Annotated in this window: 13 protein-coding genes and 1 pseudogene; 5 read left to right on the top strand and 9 right to left on the bottom strand. The window is 33.2% G+C overall.

Translation table 11 applies throughout. The features are described from left to right. Window positions 1-114: 114 nt before the first annotated feature. The 4 genes from ACYVEC_RS12335 to ACYVEC_RS12350 form a co-directional block, all read right to left on the bottom strand. Entirely contained in the window at window positions 115-822 is a 708-nt protein-coding gene (locus ACYVEC_RS12335; protein ID WP_063221039.1) for a GntR family transcriptional regulator, read from the bottom strand. 30 nt (window positions 823-852) lie between these two features. Then, window positions 853-2262 carry a glycoside hydrolase family 1 protein gene (locus ACYVEC_RS12340; protein WP_460506648.1) on the bottom strand — a complete coding sequence of 470 codons (1410 nt, stop codon included), beginning with the start codon at window positions 2260-2262 and terminating at the stop codon, window positions 853-855. A gap of 186 nt (window positions 2263-2448) precedes the next feature. Then, window positions 2449-3444 carry a phosphatidylinositol diacylglycerol-lyase gene (gene plcA, locus ACYVEC_RS12345; RefSeq protein ID WP_063221041.1) on the bottom strand — a complete coding sequence of 332 codons (996 nt, stop codon included), beginning with the start codon at window positions 3442-3444 and terminating at the stop codon, window positions 2449-2451. Window positions 3445-3621: 177 nt separating this feature from the next. Then, window positions 3622-5463: a S8 family peptidase gene (locus ACYVEC_RS12350; RefSeq protein ID WP_063221042.1), complete on the bottom strand. Its 1842-nt coding sequence runs from the start codon at window positions 5461-5463 to the stop codon at window positions 3622-3624. A gap of 294 nt (window positions 5464-5757) precedes the next feature. Here ACYVEC_RS12350 and ACYVEC_RS12355 point away from each other — a divergent pair, with 294 nt between their 5' ends. From ACYVEC_RS12355 to ACYVEC_RS12365, 3 genes are all read left to right on the top strand, one after another. Next, the gene (locus ACYVEC_RS12355; RefSeq protein ID WP_063221043.1) at window positions 5758-6555 is read left to right on the top strand and encodes a cell wall hydrolase; all 798 of its coding nucleotides are present in this window, start codon (window positions 5758-5760) and stop codon (window positions 6553-6555) included. A gap of 266 nt (window positions 6556-6821) precedes the next feature. Then, on the top strand, window positions 6822-8159 hold the full coding sequence (locus ACYVEC_RS12360; protein WP_063221044.1) for an NAD(P)/FAD-dependent oxidoreductase: 1338 nt from the start codon (window positions 6822-6824) through the stop codon (window positions 8157-8159). A gap of 469 nt (window positions 8160-8628) precedes the next feature. After that, window positions 8629-10536 carry an LTA synthase family protein gene (locus tag ACYVEC_RS12365; RefSeq protein WP_063221045.1) on the top strand — a complete coding sequence of 636 codons (1908 nt, stop codon included), beginning with the start codon at window positions 8629-8631 and terminating at the stop codon, window positions 10534-10536. A gap of 111 nt (window positions 10537-10647) precedes the next feature. Here the strand turns inward: ACYVEC_RS12365 and ACYVEC_RS12370 are convergent, their stop codons facing one another. Beyond that, complete coding sequence (locus ACYVEC_RS12370; protein ID WP_460506655.1) at window positions 10648-13431, bottom strand: dynamin family protein; 2784 nt, start codon at window positions 13429-13431, stop codon at window positions 10648-10650. A gap of 572 nt (window positions 13432-14003) precedes the next feature. Here ACYVEC_RS12370 and ACYVEC_RS12375 point away from each other — a divergent pair. Together ACYVEC_RS12375 and ACYVEC_RS12380 are read left to right on the top strand one after the other, a co-directional pair. Continuing rightward, window positions 14004-14189 (top strand): hypothetical protein, encoded by a 186-nt coding sequence (locus ACYVEC_RS12375; RefSeq protein ID WP_000461128.1) that lies wholly within the window; start codon window positions 14004-14006, stop codon window positions 14187-14189. 219 nt (window positions 14190-14408) lie between these two features. After that, window positions 14409-14607, top strand: a pseudogene (locus ACYVEC_RS12380) (GNAT family N-acetyltransferase); the annotation flags it as partial. A gap of 186 nt (window positions 14608-14793) precedes the next feature. On the opposite strand, the gene mutL reads toward ACYVEC_RS12380, so the two are convergent. From mutL to ACYVEC_RS12400, 4 genes are all read right to left on the bottom strand, one after another. Further along, window positions 14794-16737, bottom strand: coding sequence for a DNA mismatch repair endonuclease MutL (gene mutL, locus ACYVEC_RS12385; protein WP_063221047.1), 1944 nt, complete (start codon window positions 16735-16737; stop codon window positions 14794-14796). 8 nt (window positions 16738-16745) lie between these two features. Then, entirely contained in the window at window positions 16746-19424 is a 2679-nt protein-coding gene (gene mutS / locus ACYVEC_RS12390) for a DNA mismatch repair protein MutS (RefSeq protein ID WP_098554990.1), read from the bottom strand. Window positions 19425-19605: 181 nt separating this feature from the next. Next, complete coding sequence (gene cotE / locus ACYVEC_RS12395) at window positions 19606-20148, bottom strand: outer spore coat protein CotE (protein ID WP_001288800.1); 543 nt, start codon at window positions 20146-20148, stop codon at window positions 19606-19608. Window positions 20149-20272: 124 nt separating this feature from the next. Beyond that, complete coding sequence (locus ACYVEC_RS12400) at window positions 20273-20704, bottom strand: YlbF/YmcA family competence regulator (RefSeq protein ID WP_016086647.1); 432 nt, start codon at window positions 20702-20704, stop codon at window positions 20273-20275. Window positions 20705-20706: the final 2 nt, after the last annotated feature.

A 20706-nucleotide genomic window follows, 5' to 3' on the forward strand; every position in this document is an offset into this window, starting at 1 on the left:
TTGCAAAAAACGGACCAACCACTTTTACGTTTTTTTGCTCATCCACTTTAAAAATAAAAAGCAACTGAACACTTATGATCAGTTGCTTTTTCGCAGGATTATTTATGCTAATTTTCATTTAAAATTAATTCGATTTAAAAGTTTAGTCTTTTCATAATGAAACATCGATTGAGATAATTCAAAAATTGTTCCATTTACAAGATACACAGTATTTTCAATAAGAAGCGCCGGATCACCTTCATTCAATTCTAAAAGCTGGGCATTTTCTTTATTTACTTTTTCACAACTAATAACTTTATCGGCAAAACCAATATTTAATCGTAAATCTTCAATGAAATAACTGTATACAGAACTTAATGCTATTTCTTCATTCAAATATGGAATAATATCCTTTTTGAAATAACTTACTTCAATAGAGAATGGTTTTCCATCTACAATTCTTAAGCGCTTCAAAAAATATATCCTAGTTCCAGCTTCACATTGCATCCGCTTTGCTATCTCTTCGTCCGCATCTATTACTTCAAGCTCTAACACTTTCGTTTCAATATTTTGCGAAACGAGATTTTTCGTTAATCCACGTAAACTTCCTAAATTAATGTAATCTGTTACAGAAGTTTCACGTAAAAACATGCCACTACCTTGCACTTGAAAAATATAACCTCTATTCACAAGCTGACTAATTACTTTACGTATCGTATTACGGCTTACTTCAAATCGATTCATCAACGCTTCTTCTGTAGGTAATTTTTTCGTTTCATTAAAAATCCCATCTCGAATGTTTTGCTCTAACACATCTGCAATTTGTTTATACTTTGCACTCATACACTTTCTCCTAAAATACTCTTTTATCTGTTATAACTCTTCTCCTCTCGTTTCAATCACATGTTTATACCAATGAAACGAAAGTTTCTTCTTACGTTTTAAGTTATCATTATGATCGACAAAAATAAAGCCATATTGCTTTTTATATCCATTTAACCAACTTAACAAATCAATCACTGACCATGCATAATAACCTTTTAAATTGATTCCCTCTTCAATTGCACGCTTTATTACTTTTAAATGCTCTTCAATAAATTTAATTCTCGGAACATCTACAATTTCTCCGTCAATGATTGGATCTTCATCACCAAGTCCATTTTCCGTTACATACATCTTTATGTCACCGTAACGCTCTTTCAACATGTGTAATCCATCTAAGAAACCTTCGGGAGATATTTCCCATCCCCATTTTGTATATGTTTTATCATCCATTTTAACTGTTCGATAAAAACCATCAAAAGAAGGACTACCTGGAGCAAGTGTTGAATTTTCTCTAGAATGCTCCTCGCTCTTTATATCCATATCGTATCTTTCTACTCGTATTGGTTGATAATAATTAAAGCCAATAAAATCATTCTTTTCGGCATTTTGTTTAATGATTTCTAATTCTTCAACCGTCCAATTAGGCGTCCACCCTTTTTCCTTTAATTGTCGTACAACATAAGACGGGTACTCACCTTTTAAAACGGGATCATAATACCAATACGTTTCATATTCATTCGCATGATTTGCTGCTAGTATATTTTCTTTTTGATCATCCACACTATAAGCAGGTAAGAAAACATGTGTAATCCCAATCTCACCATATTGTTTCAGCTGCTTGTACACCGCAACTGTTTTCGCATGCGCATAAAATACATAATGAGTCGCTTGAAAATACTTTGGAACATCATTTTGTATTCCTGGTGGATGTGCACCTTTTAAATAACCTAATCCACAAAACATTACTGTCTCATTAAAAGTAATCCAATGTTTAACTCTATCACCAAATGCCTTAAAACAAATTTCTGCGTATTTTACGAAAGCCTCTGCTGTTCGTTTATTTGTCCATCCGCCATCTTTCTCTAAAGGCAATGGTAAATCCCAATGATATAAAGTGACAAATGGTACAATCCCGTATTTTAAACACTCATCAATTAAGTTGTTATAAAATTCGATTCCTTTTTCATTTACCTCTCCATCTCCAGCCGGCAATATTCTCGCCCAAGAAATAGAAAAACGATACGATTCTAACCCCATCTCAGCCATTAAGCGAATATCTTCCTTATATCGATGATAATGATCAACAGCTACATCACCATTTGTTCCATTGTATGTTTTACCAGGAATTTTTGAAAATTCATCCCAATTCGTAACACCTTTTCCATCTTCATTCCATGCACCTTCTACTTGATAAGAAGCTGAAGCAGCCCCGAATAAAAAATCATGTGGAAACTTCATAGTATATACCTCCATTTCATTACAATAAATTAAATTTATTCGTACATATAAAATTTATAGGTACAAATTTTATATGTAAGATTATATCGTATGTTTTTATTTTTTTCTATCATGAAAGTACGATATCTACTGTTAGTTTTTGCAAAACAAAAAAGAAGCGACGTATTTTATCGCTTCTTACTCTCATCATTTTGATTCTTTTATAAGTGACTTATTCGCTCTTATAACCTCTTGATACAGCAATGGTGACCATTTTTCATTTATGTAGTCTTGAATTATCCAGCCTACTCTTGTAGGGTCCTTTGGTTTTATATGGTTTGCAATTTCAGGATTTATATAGGTGGCATAGTAATATGGACTATTCCATGCTGTACCACCAGAAGACAAGCTTGTAAAATTAATATACAGATGATTTAAATCCTCACTATTGTTCATCGTTTCATTTATCGTATCTTTAATAGATTTTACTTTCTCATCATAACTCACTTTATATTTATCTTGTACGGTTACATTTACATTTTGATTTACAGTTGTGGTAAACGTCTCATTATCTGGCCAATAAAAATTATTATATCCTCCAGATTCATTACTACCACTATATCTTTTTAGTAGTACAATTTTCCCACGAGCATCTCCCAATTTTATATTTCCTTCTGTTTTTAAAAAGATAGGATCAACAAAATAACTTTTTTCAAACGTACTACTAAATGAACCTTCTGCCCCTTTCATATCCTCATACTCTTTTTTTAAAGACATAATAATCGTTTCACTTGGGTTATCTTTTAGAAATTGTTTCGCTTCGTTTATGAATTCATGCAGTGTTACATAAAGATATAATGGCCCATGATGAAGAACTATCGTATTATCATCTGTTAAACGTCCTCTTATATCAAAAATTCTAGCTCCATGATTCATTTGGTAACGAAAATCATATTCTTGCGTCATTCCCCATACTTGCTTAATCGGATTTTGCAACTTGAACGTCCCGCTATCATGTGTTCCTGGAATTGAAATTCGTGCTAATGGGATATTATCAGGTATAGGTTGCATCCACTTTGACCAATTTTCAAGCTCATTAACAGAGCTTGCTACAACTACTTGCTTATCATGTAAAGCAAATACAAATGTGATAAATATCGTACTACATATGAATAATTTCAAAATAAATTTCTTACTGCTCATTATTATTCCTCCTTTTTCTGTTTTATATCAAACTTATTGAATATAATATAATCTGGTGAGTAAAAAATAAATAACATTTCATAAGTATGAAATATTGCATAGAAGTAAAGTTAAAAAATCATTCACATATCCTGAATCAGAAAAATTTAAAGGAACTTCATCTGAAGTTCCTTTCGTTTACTTTATATTCAATACATATGAACCATCTTTATTCTCATACTTATAGACGTATAAATAATATTTACCTGGCCTTGCATTATAAGTACCTTTAACTACATTTCCTTCATTTTCACCATATGCTACATAGTTATTTAAATCTGATTCATGATGAAGTACCCATGTCATTCCGATATTTTGTTCATTTAGTAGAGAAATATTAATATTTTCTGGTGAGTCAATTTGGAAAGTAAATACATCTACATTATCACTATTATGTAGCGTTCCTTTCACCGGTGTATGAATGTTAACTTTATTTGCCTGTCTAGGCTCATTATTTGGTTCATTTTCTGTTACTTGTAACTCATTCCCACCGTTTGGTTTTCTTTGTCCATACCCTAAGTTTACTAGTATAGACTTCAAATCTGGTAAAACACCAATTTTATCTGAATATGGATCTTTAGATTTTGTTCCTGTGTTGTGGTTGCTTAATATTGCTCTTAGTTTACTCGGTCTATATGGTTGTCCTAAATTTTCTTTAGCAATGCTTTGTACTAAAGTCGCTGCTCCGGCAATAATAGGCGAAGCACTCGACGTGCCACTAAAGCTAGATGTATAAAGATTTACAGCACTTCGACTTTGCTCAGCTGTAGTTGTATCTACGTTTTCTCCCCAGCCATACACATCAATACGGCTTCCATAATTCGAAAACCACATACGCTCATGAGGGAAAGATGAGGAGCCCGCTCCTACCATAATTGCACCTGAATCTTTAAAATCTTTACTATTACGATTTAAAATTTGTTTACCATTTCTATCTTTAAATTGATCTAAATCATTCCAACCATTTGCTCCAGCTTCTATAATGACAACACCTTTATCTGTACCAGCACGAATTGCATCAAAGATATCTGGTTGTACCTCAACAGGTAAATATTTATCACCATATCCATCAAAGGAAGCCTGTGCCTCTAGTAATAAAACATCTCCAGCTTCTAACTGATTCACAGCACTTAATATTGCATCAGCTGTATTATACTGTCCGTTATCTCTTATTTGAGAAATCACCTTTGCTTTCGCTTTTGGCGCAATCCCAATATTCCCAATTTTATTGTCCTCAGAGGATACAATTCCTAGTACAGACGTCCCATGACCGACATGTTGATCTATATTTATTCCAGACATTAATTCAATATTTTGATGTACTAAATCCTCATGATTTAATAACCATCCATATTCCATATCAACAAAGGTGACATCGCTTCCCTTACCGCCTTGAACTCCCCAGGCGAAAGGCGCATTAATACCGTATGGTGCTGCTTCAAGATAACCTTGTTTTTCATATCTAGGATTGTTATTCGGATTAAAAGATATACTTAATGGTTGTACCTCCGGTGGTGTTATTTTTTCTTGTTTCTTCATATACACATCTTTTATTAAAGAAGATGTCTTTAACTTATCTACTAGTTCTTCTTCATGCCCACTATTTTGAGTTTGAAGAATATAGTAGTTTAATAAACTTGTAGATACATTATTGGGTGCTTTCACCTCAAGGTTTTGTATTTGTTCCGGGCTTACAGATGTGAATAAACGAGTAAATGTTACATCTGGATATTCTGTCAAAAGATCTTTTATTACTTTATCGTTCGTTTGAGATCGTATTTGTTTTTCAATACCATCTTCATATGGAAATTTCAAATCCGCTTTAAATTTTACAATGATTTGCTTATCTGTTTCTTGTTCTATTCCTAATTTACTCTGCTGTTCTATAGAATCAGCATGTACACTATTGACAGTGCCTCCTATTCCTAAAAGTGTTGTAATGATTACAGTTGACGCACACATTTTTTGAAATATTTTCATTACATCAATCCTCCTATTAACAATTATTAATCATTATATTAATCTATAATGATTTTATTTCTATTACGTATTCCCTTTCTACTAAATAGATTATAGTAATCAGAAATATGAACTTCAATGTATTTTCATATGCAATATTTCATATTCGGACTCTACACTACATGAATAAGAAACTTTTGATGATTATTTATTTTATACGTGCTAATATACTTACATTAATATATAACGTATATAAACATTTCGAACTACATTACTTAACAGTTTCACCTTAATTTTTTCTTAGGAGGATTTACAATGAAATTACTAAAAATAAAACATATAATCCCTTTATCTGCGGCTGCAATTACATTCGTATGTAGTCAAAGTACAGCTGAAGCCTCTACCATTCATACAGTAAAAAAGAACGATACACTTTGGGGCATTAGTAAACAATACGGCGTTTCAATACAATCCATTAAACAGGCTAATAATAAAAGAACCGATCAAACTTTTATTGGCGAACAGTTACATATTCCAGGGTCCGTGAACTCAAATGAAAACATTGTTCCTCAAAACGCAAAACCTGTGAACATTTCTGGACAAATTATTTATCAAGTACAACCGGGAGATTCATTAGAAACGATAGCAAAGCGTTACAATGTTACCGTTCAATCTATAAAACAAATTAACAATACAGCCGGAAACAAACTTTATACAGGACAACATTTAAAAATCAACTCAAACATTTCAGAAAAAGAAAAAGACTTAATGGCACGCTTAGTTACTGCTGAAGCAGGTGGCGAATCGTATAAAGGAAAAGTAGCCGTAGCAAAAGTTATCCTAAATCGTGTAAACGCAAAAGGTTTTCCAAATACAATAACAGGCGTTATTTACGAACCTATTAAATATGGATATGCATTTACTCCTGTTACAGATGGAAGAATTAATCACCCTGCAAGCCCAGAAGCAAAAATGGCAGTAGAAGAGGCTATCTCCACAAATGGAATACATTCTGATTGGCTTTATTTCTATAATCCGAAAACATCAACAGACAAATGGATTACGACACGTCAAACAGTAGCAGTAATTGGTAACCACGTCTTCGCTAAATAAGATTTAAAATCATTAACAGACCTCTTCACTTAAAAGGTCTGTTTTTTTATATGTAAGATTTTATTAATCATATGACATAGTGATCTTTTAAAACTATCTCTTCTTTCAAATAAAAACATTTGTATTTACTCCACCAGTCGGAGAAATTAAAAAAGCATCAAGTTCAAAAACTCCCTCTTTATTAATAAAAGCTATTTCTTAACTTCATAAAATTGTTATACACTAGAAAAATAAAAAACAAACTATTCGTTAGCAGGTGAAAGAATATGTATGATGTTACAATTATCGGTGCTGGAGTAAGTAGCATTTTTATGGCTTATTCACTAGCTAAAAGTAACAAAAAGGTTTTAATTCTTGATAAAGGTAAAGCGCTTGAAGATCGACATTGTCCTTTAGACGAAGGGAAAACATGCAATTGTACTACATGTGATAAATATTTCGGGTTTGGTGGTTTAGGAAAATCTGAAGGGAAATTTAATTATACAAACGGATTTGGCGGAGAACTTGAGCAAAAAGTCGGTAAAGAGGTCTTTATACAACTCATGGCTGAAGTAGATGAAATTCTATGCCAGTTTGGTGGAAGTTCTGTCTCAAAATATTCTACTGAAAATTCAAATCTCACTAAGAGAGCTGAAGCGTGTGGTTTACAAATGCTCACAACAGAAGTAAGACATCTTGGTACTACACTTTCCAGTAATATTTTTCAGCAGCTCTATGAATTTTTACTGACGAAAATAAAGATCCAATTTCATATAGATGTACAACATATTCTGAAACAGGAAGATCATTTTACAATAGAGACAAATGAAGGAACAGTTCAATCTAAGCAACTAGTATTTGCAACTGGGCGCTCTGGGGCCGATTGGTTAAAAGAAATGTGCAGTTCTCTAAATATTTCTCAGGAGCAAACACGTGTAGATTTAGGAATTAGAGTAGAAATGAAAGAACATCAATTACGTTCTATATTAAAAGATACTTTTGAAACAAAACTTTCTTATCAAGGTGAGTATTTCACAGCAACTACTTACTGTATGAATCCACAAGGACGCATCATTCGAAAGTACGAAGAAGGTTTAGTTATGCCTGACGGTCAAAATTTTCGAGAGCAAGGAACTGGCACCTCTAATTTAAATTTCACTTTATTTATTCCTCGCTATTTTCCAACTCTCAAAGAAGCAAATGTATACGCAAGTTCAATTATTAAAGGCATTAACCAAGGACGAGATCGGATTGTTATACAGCGCTTAGAGGATTTACTAAATAAACAGCCTACAACAGCGAACGACATGAAACATAACCATATACAGCCTACACTACAAGGAGGTTATGGAGACTTGAATACAGAAATTCCTCCATTATATATTGAAGGACTTAAAGAATTTTTATTACGCTTAGAACAATTCATCCAAGAACCGATCGATACAGATACTTTATTATATGGAATTGATGGAAAGTTCTATGCTCCTACGATAAAACTCAATAACCATTTTGAAACAAGTGTGCATGGACTATTTTTAGTTGGAGATTGTTCAGGCGTCACTCATTCATTATCTCAAGCTGCTGCAAGTGGGTTGTATGTTGGAAAATGTTTATCTACGGTTTAAATTCTTTAATTAAGATACCAATTAAATATTTTCAGTTTCACAACGCTTTATTTATGTACCTTATCCCTCCCCCCCTAACGATTATCCCGCAAAGAATCGGGATTTTATGAGATACATATGTAACATAACTATGTATGTAAAACTATTGACATTCCATTCTAACAAATTGAATGTCAACAGTTTTACAAGTCTCTATTCGTTTCCACTTTCATTTGTTCGATATTTTGTAACTTCATCATAGTGTTTAATATGTTAGGATGTCTATAAGTATTTTTTACTACAACTATGACTTTTTCTGTTCTGCTTCTAAAAAATAGATTTGTGCTTTAAAATTCCCCATTGTACGTATGTGAATACTTCATATTATTACCTTTGGAAAACATAAGTTAAATGGTTCATTATACTCTAATAGTTATAAAAACATAATATATAACACAAGTTAAATAAAATGTATAAAGAAGGTGTAAAAATGAAAAATAAAATCAATTTACAAATGCAAAATATAAGCTTTGTTTTAATAATTGCTTTAGCAGTATGGTTAAAAACATATCTTATTACAAGATTCAGTTTTGATTTAAAAATTGAGTCTTCTATACAAGAGCTTATTTTGTTTATTAGCCCTCTCGCTGCATCATTAGCTTTTGTCGGACTAGCATTATTTGCAACCGGTGAAAAACGAAATTATATCGCGCTATGTATCAATTTCTTATTAACAATTGTTCTCGTTGGGAATGTAATGTTCTATGATTTTTATAGTGATTTCGTTACGTTACCAGTACTTGGACAAACATCAAACTTCGGCCAATTAGGCGGCAGTATTATAGAAATATTGAACTACAAAATTATTCTCGCATTCGTAGACATTATTTTCTTCTTTATTTTATTAAAGAAGAAGTCACTAGTCTTCCAAACAGGACGTGTAACTCATTCGGCACGCTTGTTATATTTTCTCTTAACGATTGGTGTATTTTCTGCAAATCTACATCTTGCAGAAAAAGAACGACCTGAACTATTAACGAGATCATTCGACCGAGTCATGCTTGTTAAAAATTTAGGACTATACACTCATCAAGTATATGACTTAACACTGCAAGTAAAAGCAGGATCACAAAAAGCACTTGCTGATAGTAGCAAATTACAAGAAACAGAAAACTATGTAAAGGCAAACCAAAGTGAACCAAACCCTAATATGTTTGGTTCAGCGAAAGGAAAAAACGTAATTGTCGTTACTCTTGAATCCTTGCAAACCTTTTTAATAGGTGCATCGGTCAATGGCCAAGAAGTTACGCCATTCTTGAATGAATTCATAAATGAAAGCTATTACTTTGATAATTTTTTCCATCAAACTGGACAAGGAAAAACATCCGATTCTGAATTTCTCATCGATACGTCGTTGTATCCATTAAATCGAGGAGCTGTATTCTTCACACACGGTAACAACGATTATACTGCGACTCCAGAAATTTTACGTCAGCAAGGTTATTTCACTTCTGTATTCCATGCGAATAACGCAACATTTTGGAATCGTAATATCATGTACTCTGCTCTCGGTTATGATCGTTACTATAATGAACTTGATTACAAAATTACGCCTGAAACAAATTTAAATTGGGGCTTAAAAGATATCGAATACTTTGATCAATCAGTAGATATATTAAAAACTGTTAATCAACCATTTTACGCTCGTTTCCTTACTCTAACAAACCATTATCCATTTACGTATGATGAAGATACAAAATTCATTGAACCATACAACTCTGGTAATGGCGTATTTGATCGTTATATCGTAACAGCACGTTACTTAGACGAATCAATTAAAAAATTTATTGAGCGTTTGAAAGCCGAGGGAATGTATGATGATTCTATTATTGTTTTATATGGTGATCATTATGGCATTTCTGAAAAACATAATCGCGCAATGGCACAGTTTTTAGAAAAAGATCAAATAACAGAATTTGACACTTTAAATTTACAACGCACACCTTTATATATTCATATCCCTGGACAGACAGAAGGTCAAACTATATCAAAGCCTACGGGGCAAATTGATATGAAACCTACTATTCTAAATTTATTAGGAATTGATACTACGAACGATATCCGTTTTGGTCATGATATGTTTTCAGATGAATATACTGGCTTTGTTGTTTTACGTGATGGTAGCTTCGTTACAGACAAGTATGCTTACAAAAACAATATTTTCTATGACCGCATAACAGGTGAAATTGTAAATTTACCAAAGAAAGAAGCGCAAGCACTCATTAACCGTGCACAAAATGAATTACGAATGTCTGACAAAATTATTGAAGGCGATTTATTACGTTTCTCAGAAAGTAATAAAATTAAAACTGGCGAAGTACAAACTAAAATTAAATAAATAGAAAAATAATCTAAATATAAAAAGGGAGCAACTCATTACAGTTGCTCCCTTTTATTCTCTTATAACACATGATGCAATTTCATATAAAAAACCTGAAATTTTTAACTTTTATTCTACGCTTGTTTCTAAAGTTACATCTGTATAGGTATGATCATCACCTATATGTAAAATCACTTCACATTGACGTAATCTCAATTCAAAGAGCACGATAGAATCATGATAAACTTCAGGATTTGATTTCATTTTATGTAACATCTCTTGTTTTTCTTGTATTTCTAATTGCATATTTTCTACAGCTTGTTTCAAGGAGTTAAATGGATTCCTAAAGAATATATTAATATCTCGCTCTTGTGTGTTTTCAAACAGCTCAAATTGCAAGAAAAACTTCTTCATAATAGAATCCGTTACCTCGGTATAATCTTCATTTTCTACATACTGTTTGTATTTGTTATACAGCATAGATTTATTTTTAGGAAGAACTCCAAATAATTTACCGGCACTTTTCAGTAAAAATTGTGCTGGCGTAAATCGACGTAAAATATTTACTTCATCCATTTGTATTCTAGTCGTCATCCTGTCAGTATCTCTACGCCAGTCATCAAGCACTTTAAAGTCACATTCTAACTGTATTCTATTTTCTCCAAATAGTGAATTAAGCCCTTCACTAAGTTCTTCTAAATACGTTTGACTTTGAAGAAGCTCATTATTAGAAGTTGCAATCCAATTTTGCATAGAAAGAGCAAGATTAGGTAATACAGTTTGTTCTAAATATTTATGCACTCTTTCATTCATTGCTTTATTTAGTTCCGTATCCATGCGCCCGAAATCGCTTTCTTCACTAATTAAATTAGAACAGCTCTTTAATATCTTCGGAATATTTTCGGTAAGATCATTTGTAATTTCAGTCTTCATTGAACGATATGATTGTGTAATGAAATGAATTTTTTCCCTCTCAAATGCAGTAAGGTTATTAATGCTACCGTTTAGTTTCACTAGCATATCCTCATTCCAATTCATAGCATCCACTAGATTATTTTCTTTCTCAACTCGTTTATCTAAAAGATATGTAATTGTTTTTCGAATGAAAAACAATAGCTTTTCAGTACGTTCTGCATCGATATTTTTATGATTAAAGTTAAAATGAATAAACTCTGTTAATTCATTCAATTGCTGACTACTTGTATATAACGAAGAGTAAGGGAAAATTCTCGCATGCGGGAAATATGTGTTTATTCTCGCTGCCGTATCATGTAATACTCTTTTCACTTCTGCTTCACTATAAATGTTATCGATTTTATTTAATAAGAAATGCACTTGTAAATTTGGTGTATGTTCTTGAATGCTTAATAGAATATCACGCTCTTTATCAGTAAAAGGTGAATCCGCATTCAATACAAACAATAATTCATCCACAGAATTTAGATATTCAAATACCTCATCCCTAGTGTCGTTATTCCTATTAAAGCCAGGTGTAACTACAAATGTAAGTTTATTTTCACTTAAAAATCTGCATGGTAATTTAAATTCAACACATGCTCTATCTCTATATGTTTGATGGTGCTGAGACATCATATTATGGTAATCAGAGACATCTTCCGTTGTTGTAATTGCAGCGTCTGTTATGGCGTTAATTTCTGTATGAGCATCATTTTTTAAAACTACTACATTTGAAATTGATTTTTCTAATATATTTTCTCCTAATATAGAGTTGATAAATGTAGTTTTTCCGTTCCCTGAAGTTCCCGTTACTAAAATACGAGTTGTTCTTAAATCTGCGAGTTCGTCAACTAACCATCTAAATCGGTGACCTATTTCTATATTGTGCTTTTGTGCCCACTGTGTAATAGAATCAAAAAGATGTAAACTGTACTCTAAACCATTCACATGATTAATAGAATATGACATTAGGTTTTCCGCATGTTTTATATTTGCTGAATCTATTTTGGAAGGGAAAATCTCCTCCCATGCCAATACAGCTGCTGATGGAAATACAGCATAAGATGGATTGACTACTTTTAACCAATTTGTTAAAAGATTTGGAATGATATCGTGTAATTGTCTAAGCATATATTGCCCTTGAATTAATGCAAAGTACGTTTCTTCGTAAAGAGAAGAAATTTTGTCCCATATATCGGACGAATGTATTTCAATATGTAAGAAAAACTCATTTATTGTATTAAGCCATAATAAGTAATTTTGTTCATTTCTATAACTGTTCCAAAGTGATGAAACCATTTGTGTAAATTGTACTTGATCTACATTATTTAATGTAATTAATGCATCATAAAAATAATCTGGTGAAATATGTTTAGTAAATCCTTTATCAATATATCCTTTTAACACCTCAAACCATGGATAAGATTCTGTTCGAATTAACTCATTCACAGCAAGCTCTACTGCACTATCAAAATCTTGCTGTTCCTCATAAAAAGAACGGGCAATTTTTGTGACATTTGGATAATCAGGATTTAAGGAAACTGCTTCTTTAATAACAGAGAAAGCTGAGTCAAAATTATTTTGCTCTATGTAAAGAGAAAGTAATTGTAGTCCAATCTCGGTCATCAATATTTTATTATCAGTAGTAATGGAAGTATAAACATTTTCAGCAACTGCTAATTGATTAAGTTCGAAATAAGCATCCGCAATATTTTTTTGTGCCCATGGTGCTAATTCATTACTAACCTTCTCCCATTTAAAAATAGCTGCTTCAAAATCTTGATGGCGATAATAAAATTCACCTTGCGCAAAACGAATATAAGATCCATCAGAAATCTCATTTTTTTCTTCGTTTACATAAGCTTGTCCAAGTACGTCAAGAGTTGGTTTTGTTTCATTCTCCATTAGGAATGTTTCATAATACATCTTTTTTATTAATTGTTTTTCTAATCTCATCTTTTCCCCCACTATATCTTGAAAATACATTTTTAAGATATGTCAACACTTTATTTATGTATGCTTTTTATCTTAACAAAGAATATCTTGTGAAAAATTTCATTTTCCTTTCATTTTTCAAGTTAGATTGAATTTTTATGAGAAAAGTTTCAGTTTTTTTTCAATTCCCTTTCAGTTGTGAAACAGCATTAAATGTTCCTAATAACCTAATAAGACTATAATATCCCACATTATATTATCAGGAAAAACCTATATGGATTACATTATAAAAACAATTTATAACGAATATATATGCACAATTAACTTCACCTATATAAAAGAACTCGTCACGTAGTGCTTGTTAGATAGACTGATATGCTACGTGAATTTCAAATATACCATGATAACTTAAACAACAATAATAGCGAGCGGCTATTCATACAATATCTTTCTCGAATTGTTTTCCTTTAAAATACTTCAGTAGTTACGTAATTAAATTCCATTAACCTCTATAAATAACTAGTCCAAAAAAAATCTATATGCATATCATGTTATAGTAAAGAATTCAGGAAATCCTAAAAGGAGGCATTTTCATGTTTGAAGATAAATCTAAAATCAACTACCCATATGAATTTACAGAAACTACAACAATCCCTCTAAAGAATCCTATCAATAAAAATTTTAAAAACGGCTCTGGTACACACACTTTCCCAATTAAGAAGCACTATAAAGAACAGGTGTTATATACGGAAAAAATTAATAATAATAAAAATAAATAATGATATTGATCCTTATGACAATTAGCCAAATAAGAATCAATATTTGGCCATTCATAGTTATGTGTTTAGTAATGTAGAAATCTTTATTATACAATTTACGTACCTTTAAAAAGTGCTGATATACGGCGCTTTTTTATACATAGATAAATCAAAGTTATCTTAGTCTAGAACTACTTACAACCTTAAGATTGATACGCTCAAATTTAAATAAACTACAAAATCACTCCGCCAGATAGTTATGGTATTTATGATGTCATGACAAAAGAAACATTTAGAGGTAAAGGAATTGGCAGTGACATGTTTCAATTTCTTCTAAATCAAACAAAAGCCAGTTGTATTACAAGCTTCAGATGATGGGAAAAATATTTATAAGCGATTTGAATTTATAGATGTCGGGGAAATGGTTGTATTTGAATAAAAGCTTTTCTTATTAAGCTACCAGGCGGGATTGTTGAGCAATATCGGCAGGAAATAATCCAACTTTTTATAAAAAATGATCCAATTGAAACAAACAAAAAGATGTTTTCGGCATTATACCGAAAACATCTTTTTTATAATTTATTTTTAACTCAGTAAGATTAACTTTGACCTCAATATATTATCCCTACATAACCCTCTTAAACATCTTCTCCAACTCATAAGTAGAATGATGCACAAGAATCGGTCTTCCGTGCGGGCATGTGTATGGGTTTGTTGTTGTACGAAGTTCTTCCAGTAAAGCAAATATTTGATCGTTCGTTAAATATTGATTTGCTTTAATCGATGCTTTACAGCTCATCATGATGGCTGCTTCTTCACGCAATTTTTTAATATCAACTTTTTTTAGTTTAACGACTTGCTCCATCATTTCATCGATAATTTCTGTTTCTTGTCCTTTCGGGAACCACGTTGGATGTGAGCGGACGATAAAGGATTGATGGCCGAATTGCTCCAAGAATAGACCGACTTTCTTTAGTTCTTCTAGCTGCTCTTCGACACGTAAAAATTCAGTAAGAGATAAGTCAATACGGTATGGTACGAGTAGTTCTTGTACTTCTTGCGCTACTCGTCCTACTTTATCACGGAAGTATTCATAATTAATACGTTCCTGCGCGGCATGCTGGTCAATCATATATAAGCCTTTATCATTTTGGGCGAAAATATATGTTCCATGCATTTGTCCAATTGGATAAAGCGGTGGTAAATCATTACCGTTCATTTCAATCTCTTTTATTTCCCGAACTTCTACTTCTAATTCCTCTAGTTCAAAATCCTCTTCGTTACTGTCCCACGATTTTTCTTCTCGAATCGGTTCTTCCATTATCGGTTTAGTAGATGGCTGCCAACTTTGCTCTTCTCTTACTAGCGACTGTGGTGGTTGCCATTCTTGCTTCGGCGGTTGCCACAGTTGTGCTGGTTGTTTCACAGTTATTGGTTCTTCTTGTTTTTCATCCATACCAGTCGGTAAAACGATGTCCGGCATGGATGGTTCTTTCGGCTTCGCATGCTCAAACTGGAATTGTTCTTGCACACTTTCATCTTTTTCTTTTTTCTTCGTTGTTACACCTGCATCTGGAATGAGCTGTATTTTTTTGAATGCCGCTTGCAATGTTTCTTCGATAAGCTTTAGCAGTTCTTGTTCTTTACTAAAACGAACTTCTAATTTCGCTGGATGTACGTTAACGTCAACAAGCATTGGATCCATTTCAATTGATAAGAAGCCGATTGGATATCGTCCGACTGGCAGTAATGTATGATATCCTTGCTGAATGGCTTTCATTAATACGAAATTTCGAACGTAACGGCCATTTACGATTGTTGACATATAATTTCGAGATGCTCTCGTTACTTCTGGTAATGTTACATAACCTTTAATTGTGAAATCTAAAGATTGTGCTTCAATCGGAATAAGCTTCTTCGCAACTTGAATGCTATAAATCGATGCAAGTACTTGTCTTACATCACCATTTCCTGATGTATGAAGCAATTTCTTTTCATTATGAAACAGCTTTAATGATACTTCTGGATGTGACATTGCAATACGATACACAATATCTGTAATATTCCCAAGCTCTGTATGAATGGTTTTCATATATTTTAGACGCGCTGGTGTATTAAAGAATAAGTTTTGTACTGTAATATCTGTTCCTTTTCGGCTCGCTGTTTTTTCCTGCTTTATAATGTCTCCACCTCTAATAATAAGGTGTGTACCAGGCGCATCACCTGTGCTAGTGATTAATTCTAATTCACTAACAGAGGCAATACTCGGCAATGCCTCGCCACGGAAACCGAGTGTTCTTATGCGAAACAGATCGTTTTCATCTTTAATTTTGCTCGTCGCATGTCGTTCAAAGGCGACGATACAATCTTCTTCTGCAATACCATCTCCATTATCAATGATGCGAATTTTCGATAAACCAGCTTCTTCTAAGTGGATTTCAATAGATGTACTATTCGCATCGATAGAATTTTCCACAAGTTCTTTTACGACTGAGGCAGGTCGCTCTACTACTTCCCCTGCCGCAATTAAGTTAGAGAGTTGGTCATCGAGTTTGCGAATTTTCCCCATCTACTTACTCATCCTTTCTTTAACTTTTTCTGTAAGCGATACAGTTCATTCATCGCTTCTAAAGGTGTCATATCAAGTAAATCAATTTTTTTAATTTGCGCAAGTACTGCCGTTTCTTTTGCATCTAGAACTGGCTTGTCTTGTTTTTTCGAAGACTGTTCTCCACCAAAGAATGATAGTTGCGATTCTTCTTCAGTCTCTACTTTCGTCTCTTGTATTTCTACTGGCGCTTCTTTTACAACTACAGGTTCTGGAATAACTTCTTGCTCTTGCACTTTCACTTCTACACGCTTTGGAATAATAATTTCTTCTTGTCCTTCTAGTTGTGTTAACACTTCTTTCGCACGAGCGATTAAACTATCTGGAAGCTCCGCAAGTTGCGCAACGTGAATTCCGTAACTTTTATCAGCTGCTCCATCTTGAATTTTATGAAGGAATACTACTTTTCCGTTCTCTTCAATAGCTGAAACGTGTACATTCTTCAGTTGATCTAAACTCTCTTCTAACACTGTCAATTCATGATAATGCGTAGAGAATAACGTTTTTGCACCAATTTGGTCATGAATATGTTCAATGATTGCTTGTGCAAGCGCCATCCCATCATACGTAGATGTACCGCGTCCAATTTCATCAAATAAAATTAAACTTCTTTCTGATGCGTTTGCAATTGCATTTTTCGCTTCTAACATTTCGACCATAAATGTACTTTGGCCTGATATTAAATCATCCGCTGCACCAATTCTCGTAAAGATTTGATCAAATACAGGTAATACTGCTTCTGTTGCTGGTACGAAACAACCGATTTGCGACATAACAGTTACAAGTGCTAATTGTCTCATATACGTACTTTTACCAGACATGTTCGGTCCTGTAATTAAAAAGACATCCATCTTCTCTGGCATAATACAATCATTCGGTACATACAATTTCCCGTTCAATACTTTTTCAACGACAGGATGACGACCATCTTTAATAAAGATTTCGCGCTTCGTTGTTAGTACAGGTTTTACAAACTGTTCTTCTTCACTAACTGTCGCGAAACTTTGCAGTACGTCTAATTCACTAATTACTTTCGCTAAATGTTGTAATTTCGGAATAAATACTTTTACTTCTTCACGAAGCGCTGTAAATAAATCGTATTCTAGTTGTACAATTTTTTCTTCTGCTTCTAAGATTAATGTTTCTTTTTCTTTCAGTTCATCTGTAATGAAACGTTCCGCATTAGCAAGTGTTTGTTTACGCTCATAGCGCCCTTCTGGAAGTGCTGCAAGATTCGCCTTCGTCACTTCAATGTAGTAGCCGAAAATACGGTTGTACCCGATTTTTAACGATTTAACTCCTGTAATATCACGCTCTCGTTTTTCAAGCTCAGCGATCCACGTTTTTCCGTTTTTACTAACGTAACGATATTGATCAAGCTTGTCATTATAACCGTCTTTAATAATATCTCCATCTTTAATAGAAAGCGGTGGGTTTTCTTGAATACTTCTTCCTAGTAATTCAGTTAAGCTCTCACATGGATCCGCCCCTTGAATTAACCTTGCTGCATAAGCATTATCTAACAAACTAATCGCTTCTAAAATAGCTGGTACTTGAAGTAAAGATCGTCTTAACTGTAATAAGTCCCGTGCATTCACATTACCAAATGCAACTTTCCCTGCTAAACGTTCTAAATCATATACTTCTTTTAGTTTTTCTTTTAAATCTTCACGTAAGAAGTAATCATTTACAAATGTTTCAACCATTTCTAAACGCTCTTCAACTTTTTCTTTCTGAATAAGTGGACGTTCCATCCACTGTTTTAACATACGACCACCCATAGCTGTTTTTGTTTTATCTAATAGCCATAATAATGATCCTGTTTTTTCTTTCGTTCGAAGTGTTTCTGTCAGCTCTAAATTTCGCTTTGAATGCACATCAATTTTCATAAATTGATTCGTATAATAAATTTCTACTGGTTGTAAATGATCTAATGAACGTTTTTGCGTTCTTATCACATAGTTAAATAAGCGTCCAATTGCTTTAATTAACTTTGCTTGCGAAACATTTTTCACAAGATGTTCTAATCCTTCAGGAATTGCCGTTGCATCTTCATATGAAATTGTCATTTTTAATGTTTCAGTTAATTTATTTAATTCATCTTTAGAAAATGAAGAATCTACAACAATTTCCTTTGAACCAGTTGCATACACTTCTAATAAAATATCTTCTACTGAACCTGTTAACAACGTTACTGTATTTTGTCCAGTCGTTAAATCATTACAAGCTAAAGCATACGATCCATCTTCAAAATGTGTTAATGCTGCTAAGAAGTTATTTTCTTTCTCATCAATCGTACGCCCTTCCATCATCGTTCCTGGCGTAATTAGTTGTACTACTTCACGGCGCACTACACCTTTAGCTGTTTTTGGATCTTCCACTTGCTCACAAACAGCTACTTTATATCCTTTTTCAACAAGTTGCTCAATATAATTTTTAGCTGCATGATGCGGTACACCGCACATCGGTATACGATCACTACTACCACCATCTCGGCTCGTTAATGTAATTTCAAGCTCATGAGCTGCTTTAATCGCATCTTCAAAGAACATTTCATAAAAATCACCTAATCGGAAAAATAAAAAGGCATCTTGATAGTCTGCCTTAACCTTTAAATATTGCTGTATCATAGGGGTATATTGCGTCATACTTTTCCTCCATAATTCTTACATAGTAATCAATTTTCATATATGTCACACTTCACGGACATCCATATCTCCTATTTCAGGAGTCTTTCTTCATTATAGCACATTTCATAAGGAACCATGTTCATTCAAGCACTACTTATGTAAAGTAAAAAGCTAGGAAGAACTTCTCCCTAGCTTTCTATTACTCTTCTTCTGCATCAACGATAAAGTTCGGATCTAACTCTTCAAACTCATCATCATCGATTTGGAAATCTTCGTCTGATTCTACACAACCTTCAGGATTTACACTTACACAAATTTTCGTTTCGCCAACTACTTCTGTTACAAATTCACGTTCTACAGTTACAACAATTTTATTACCATTTGGTGACACAAGAGCTTCTAAACAATTTGGTGGCTGAATGACACGAGCAATAATTTCTAAATCATCACCAGAAAAGTTTTTATCACGATACCCAATACTTACTTCATCCGTGTAGTTCACACGTTCTGTTACAACTTCTGTCTTTGTATTGCCATCAAATGAATACCAAGTGTTCACATCATAGAAACCTTCAATTTCCACATGCTTTCCGTTCTTTCTTGCTTCGTACGAGTGGTTAATTACCCAGCACCCTAAAATACTTGTTGGCTCATTATTCGATTCACATGTATGCGTTGACTTTGTATACTTACGTCCTTTTCCAACCACTGCTTTTGTAATAATCTCTCTAAATTCGGACATTCGTAACCCTCCTCAATCACTATTCACTTAATCATATGCGTGACAATAGCGGAATGTGTCATTCTTTTTTCGAGAAGAACTACGTTTAATCCACTAAAAAAAGAGATGTCAATTCGACATCTCTTTAACAACCACAATTTCCTTTTTTACTTTCTACCGCTGCACCCGTTTCACCCTTCAATACATCGCCATTAGTTGAAATTAATATTTCATCTGTTACGTTGTTAGAAATCGTACTTGCAACTAGCTGTAGTAAGTCATTTACGTATGTTTGTGAAGATTTAAATTCTTGTACGACTGGAATACTGTCTAACTTATCTTGCAGGGCATCAATTTCAGCTTCTACTTTTTTCAAAGCTTCCCATTTCCCGTAATGCTGCAAGTTTACTGCTTGCTTTTGCAGTGCTTTAATTTCATCAATTGCGCGCTTTACATTTTCATTTTTATGAATTTGCGCCTCTGCTTTCTTAAAGAAATCAACTTCTTCTGTTTCAGAAATCATTTTTGCTAATTCTTTCGCTTGTTCAACAATTTCATCTTTTGAATATGCTTTCATCT

This window comes from Bacillus sp. MN7755 (assembly GCF_054771475.1).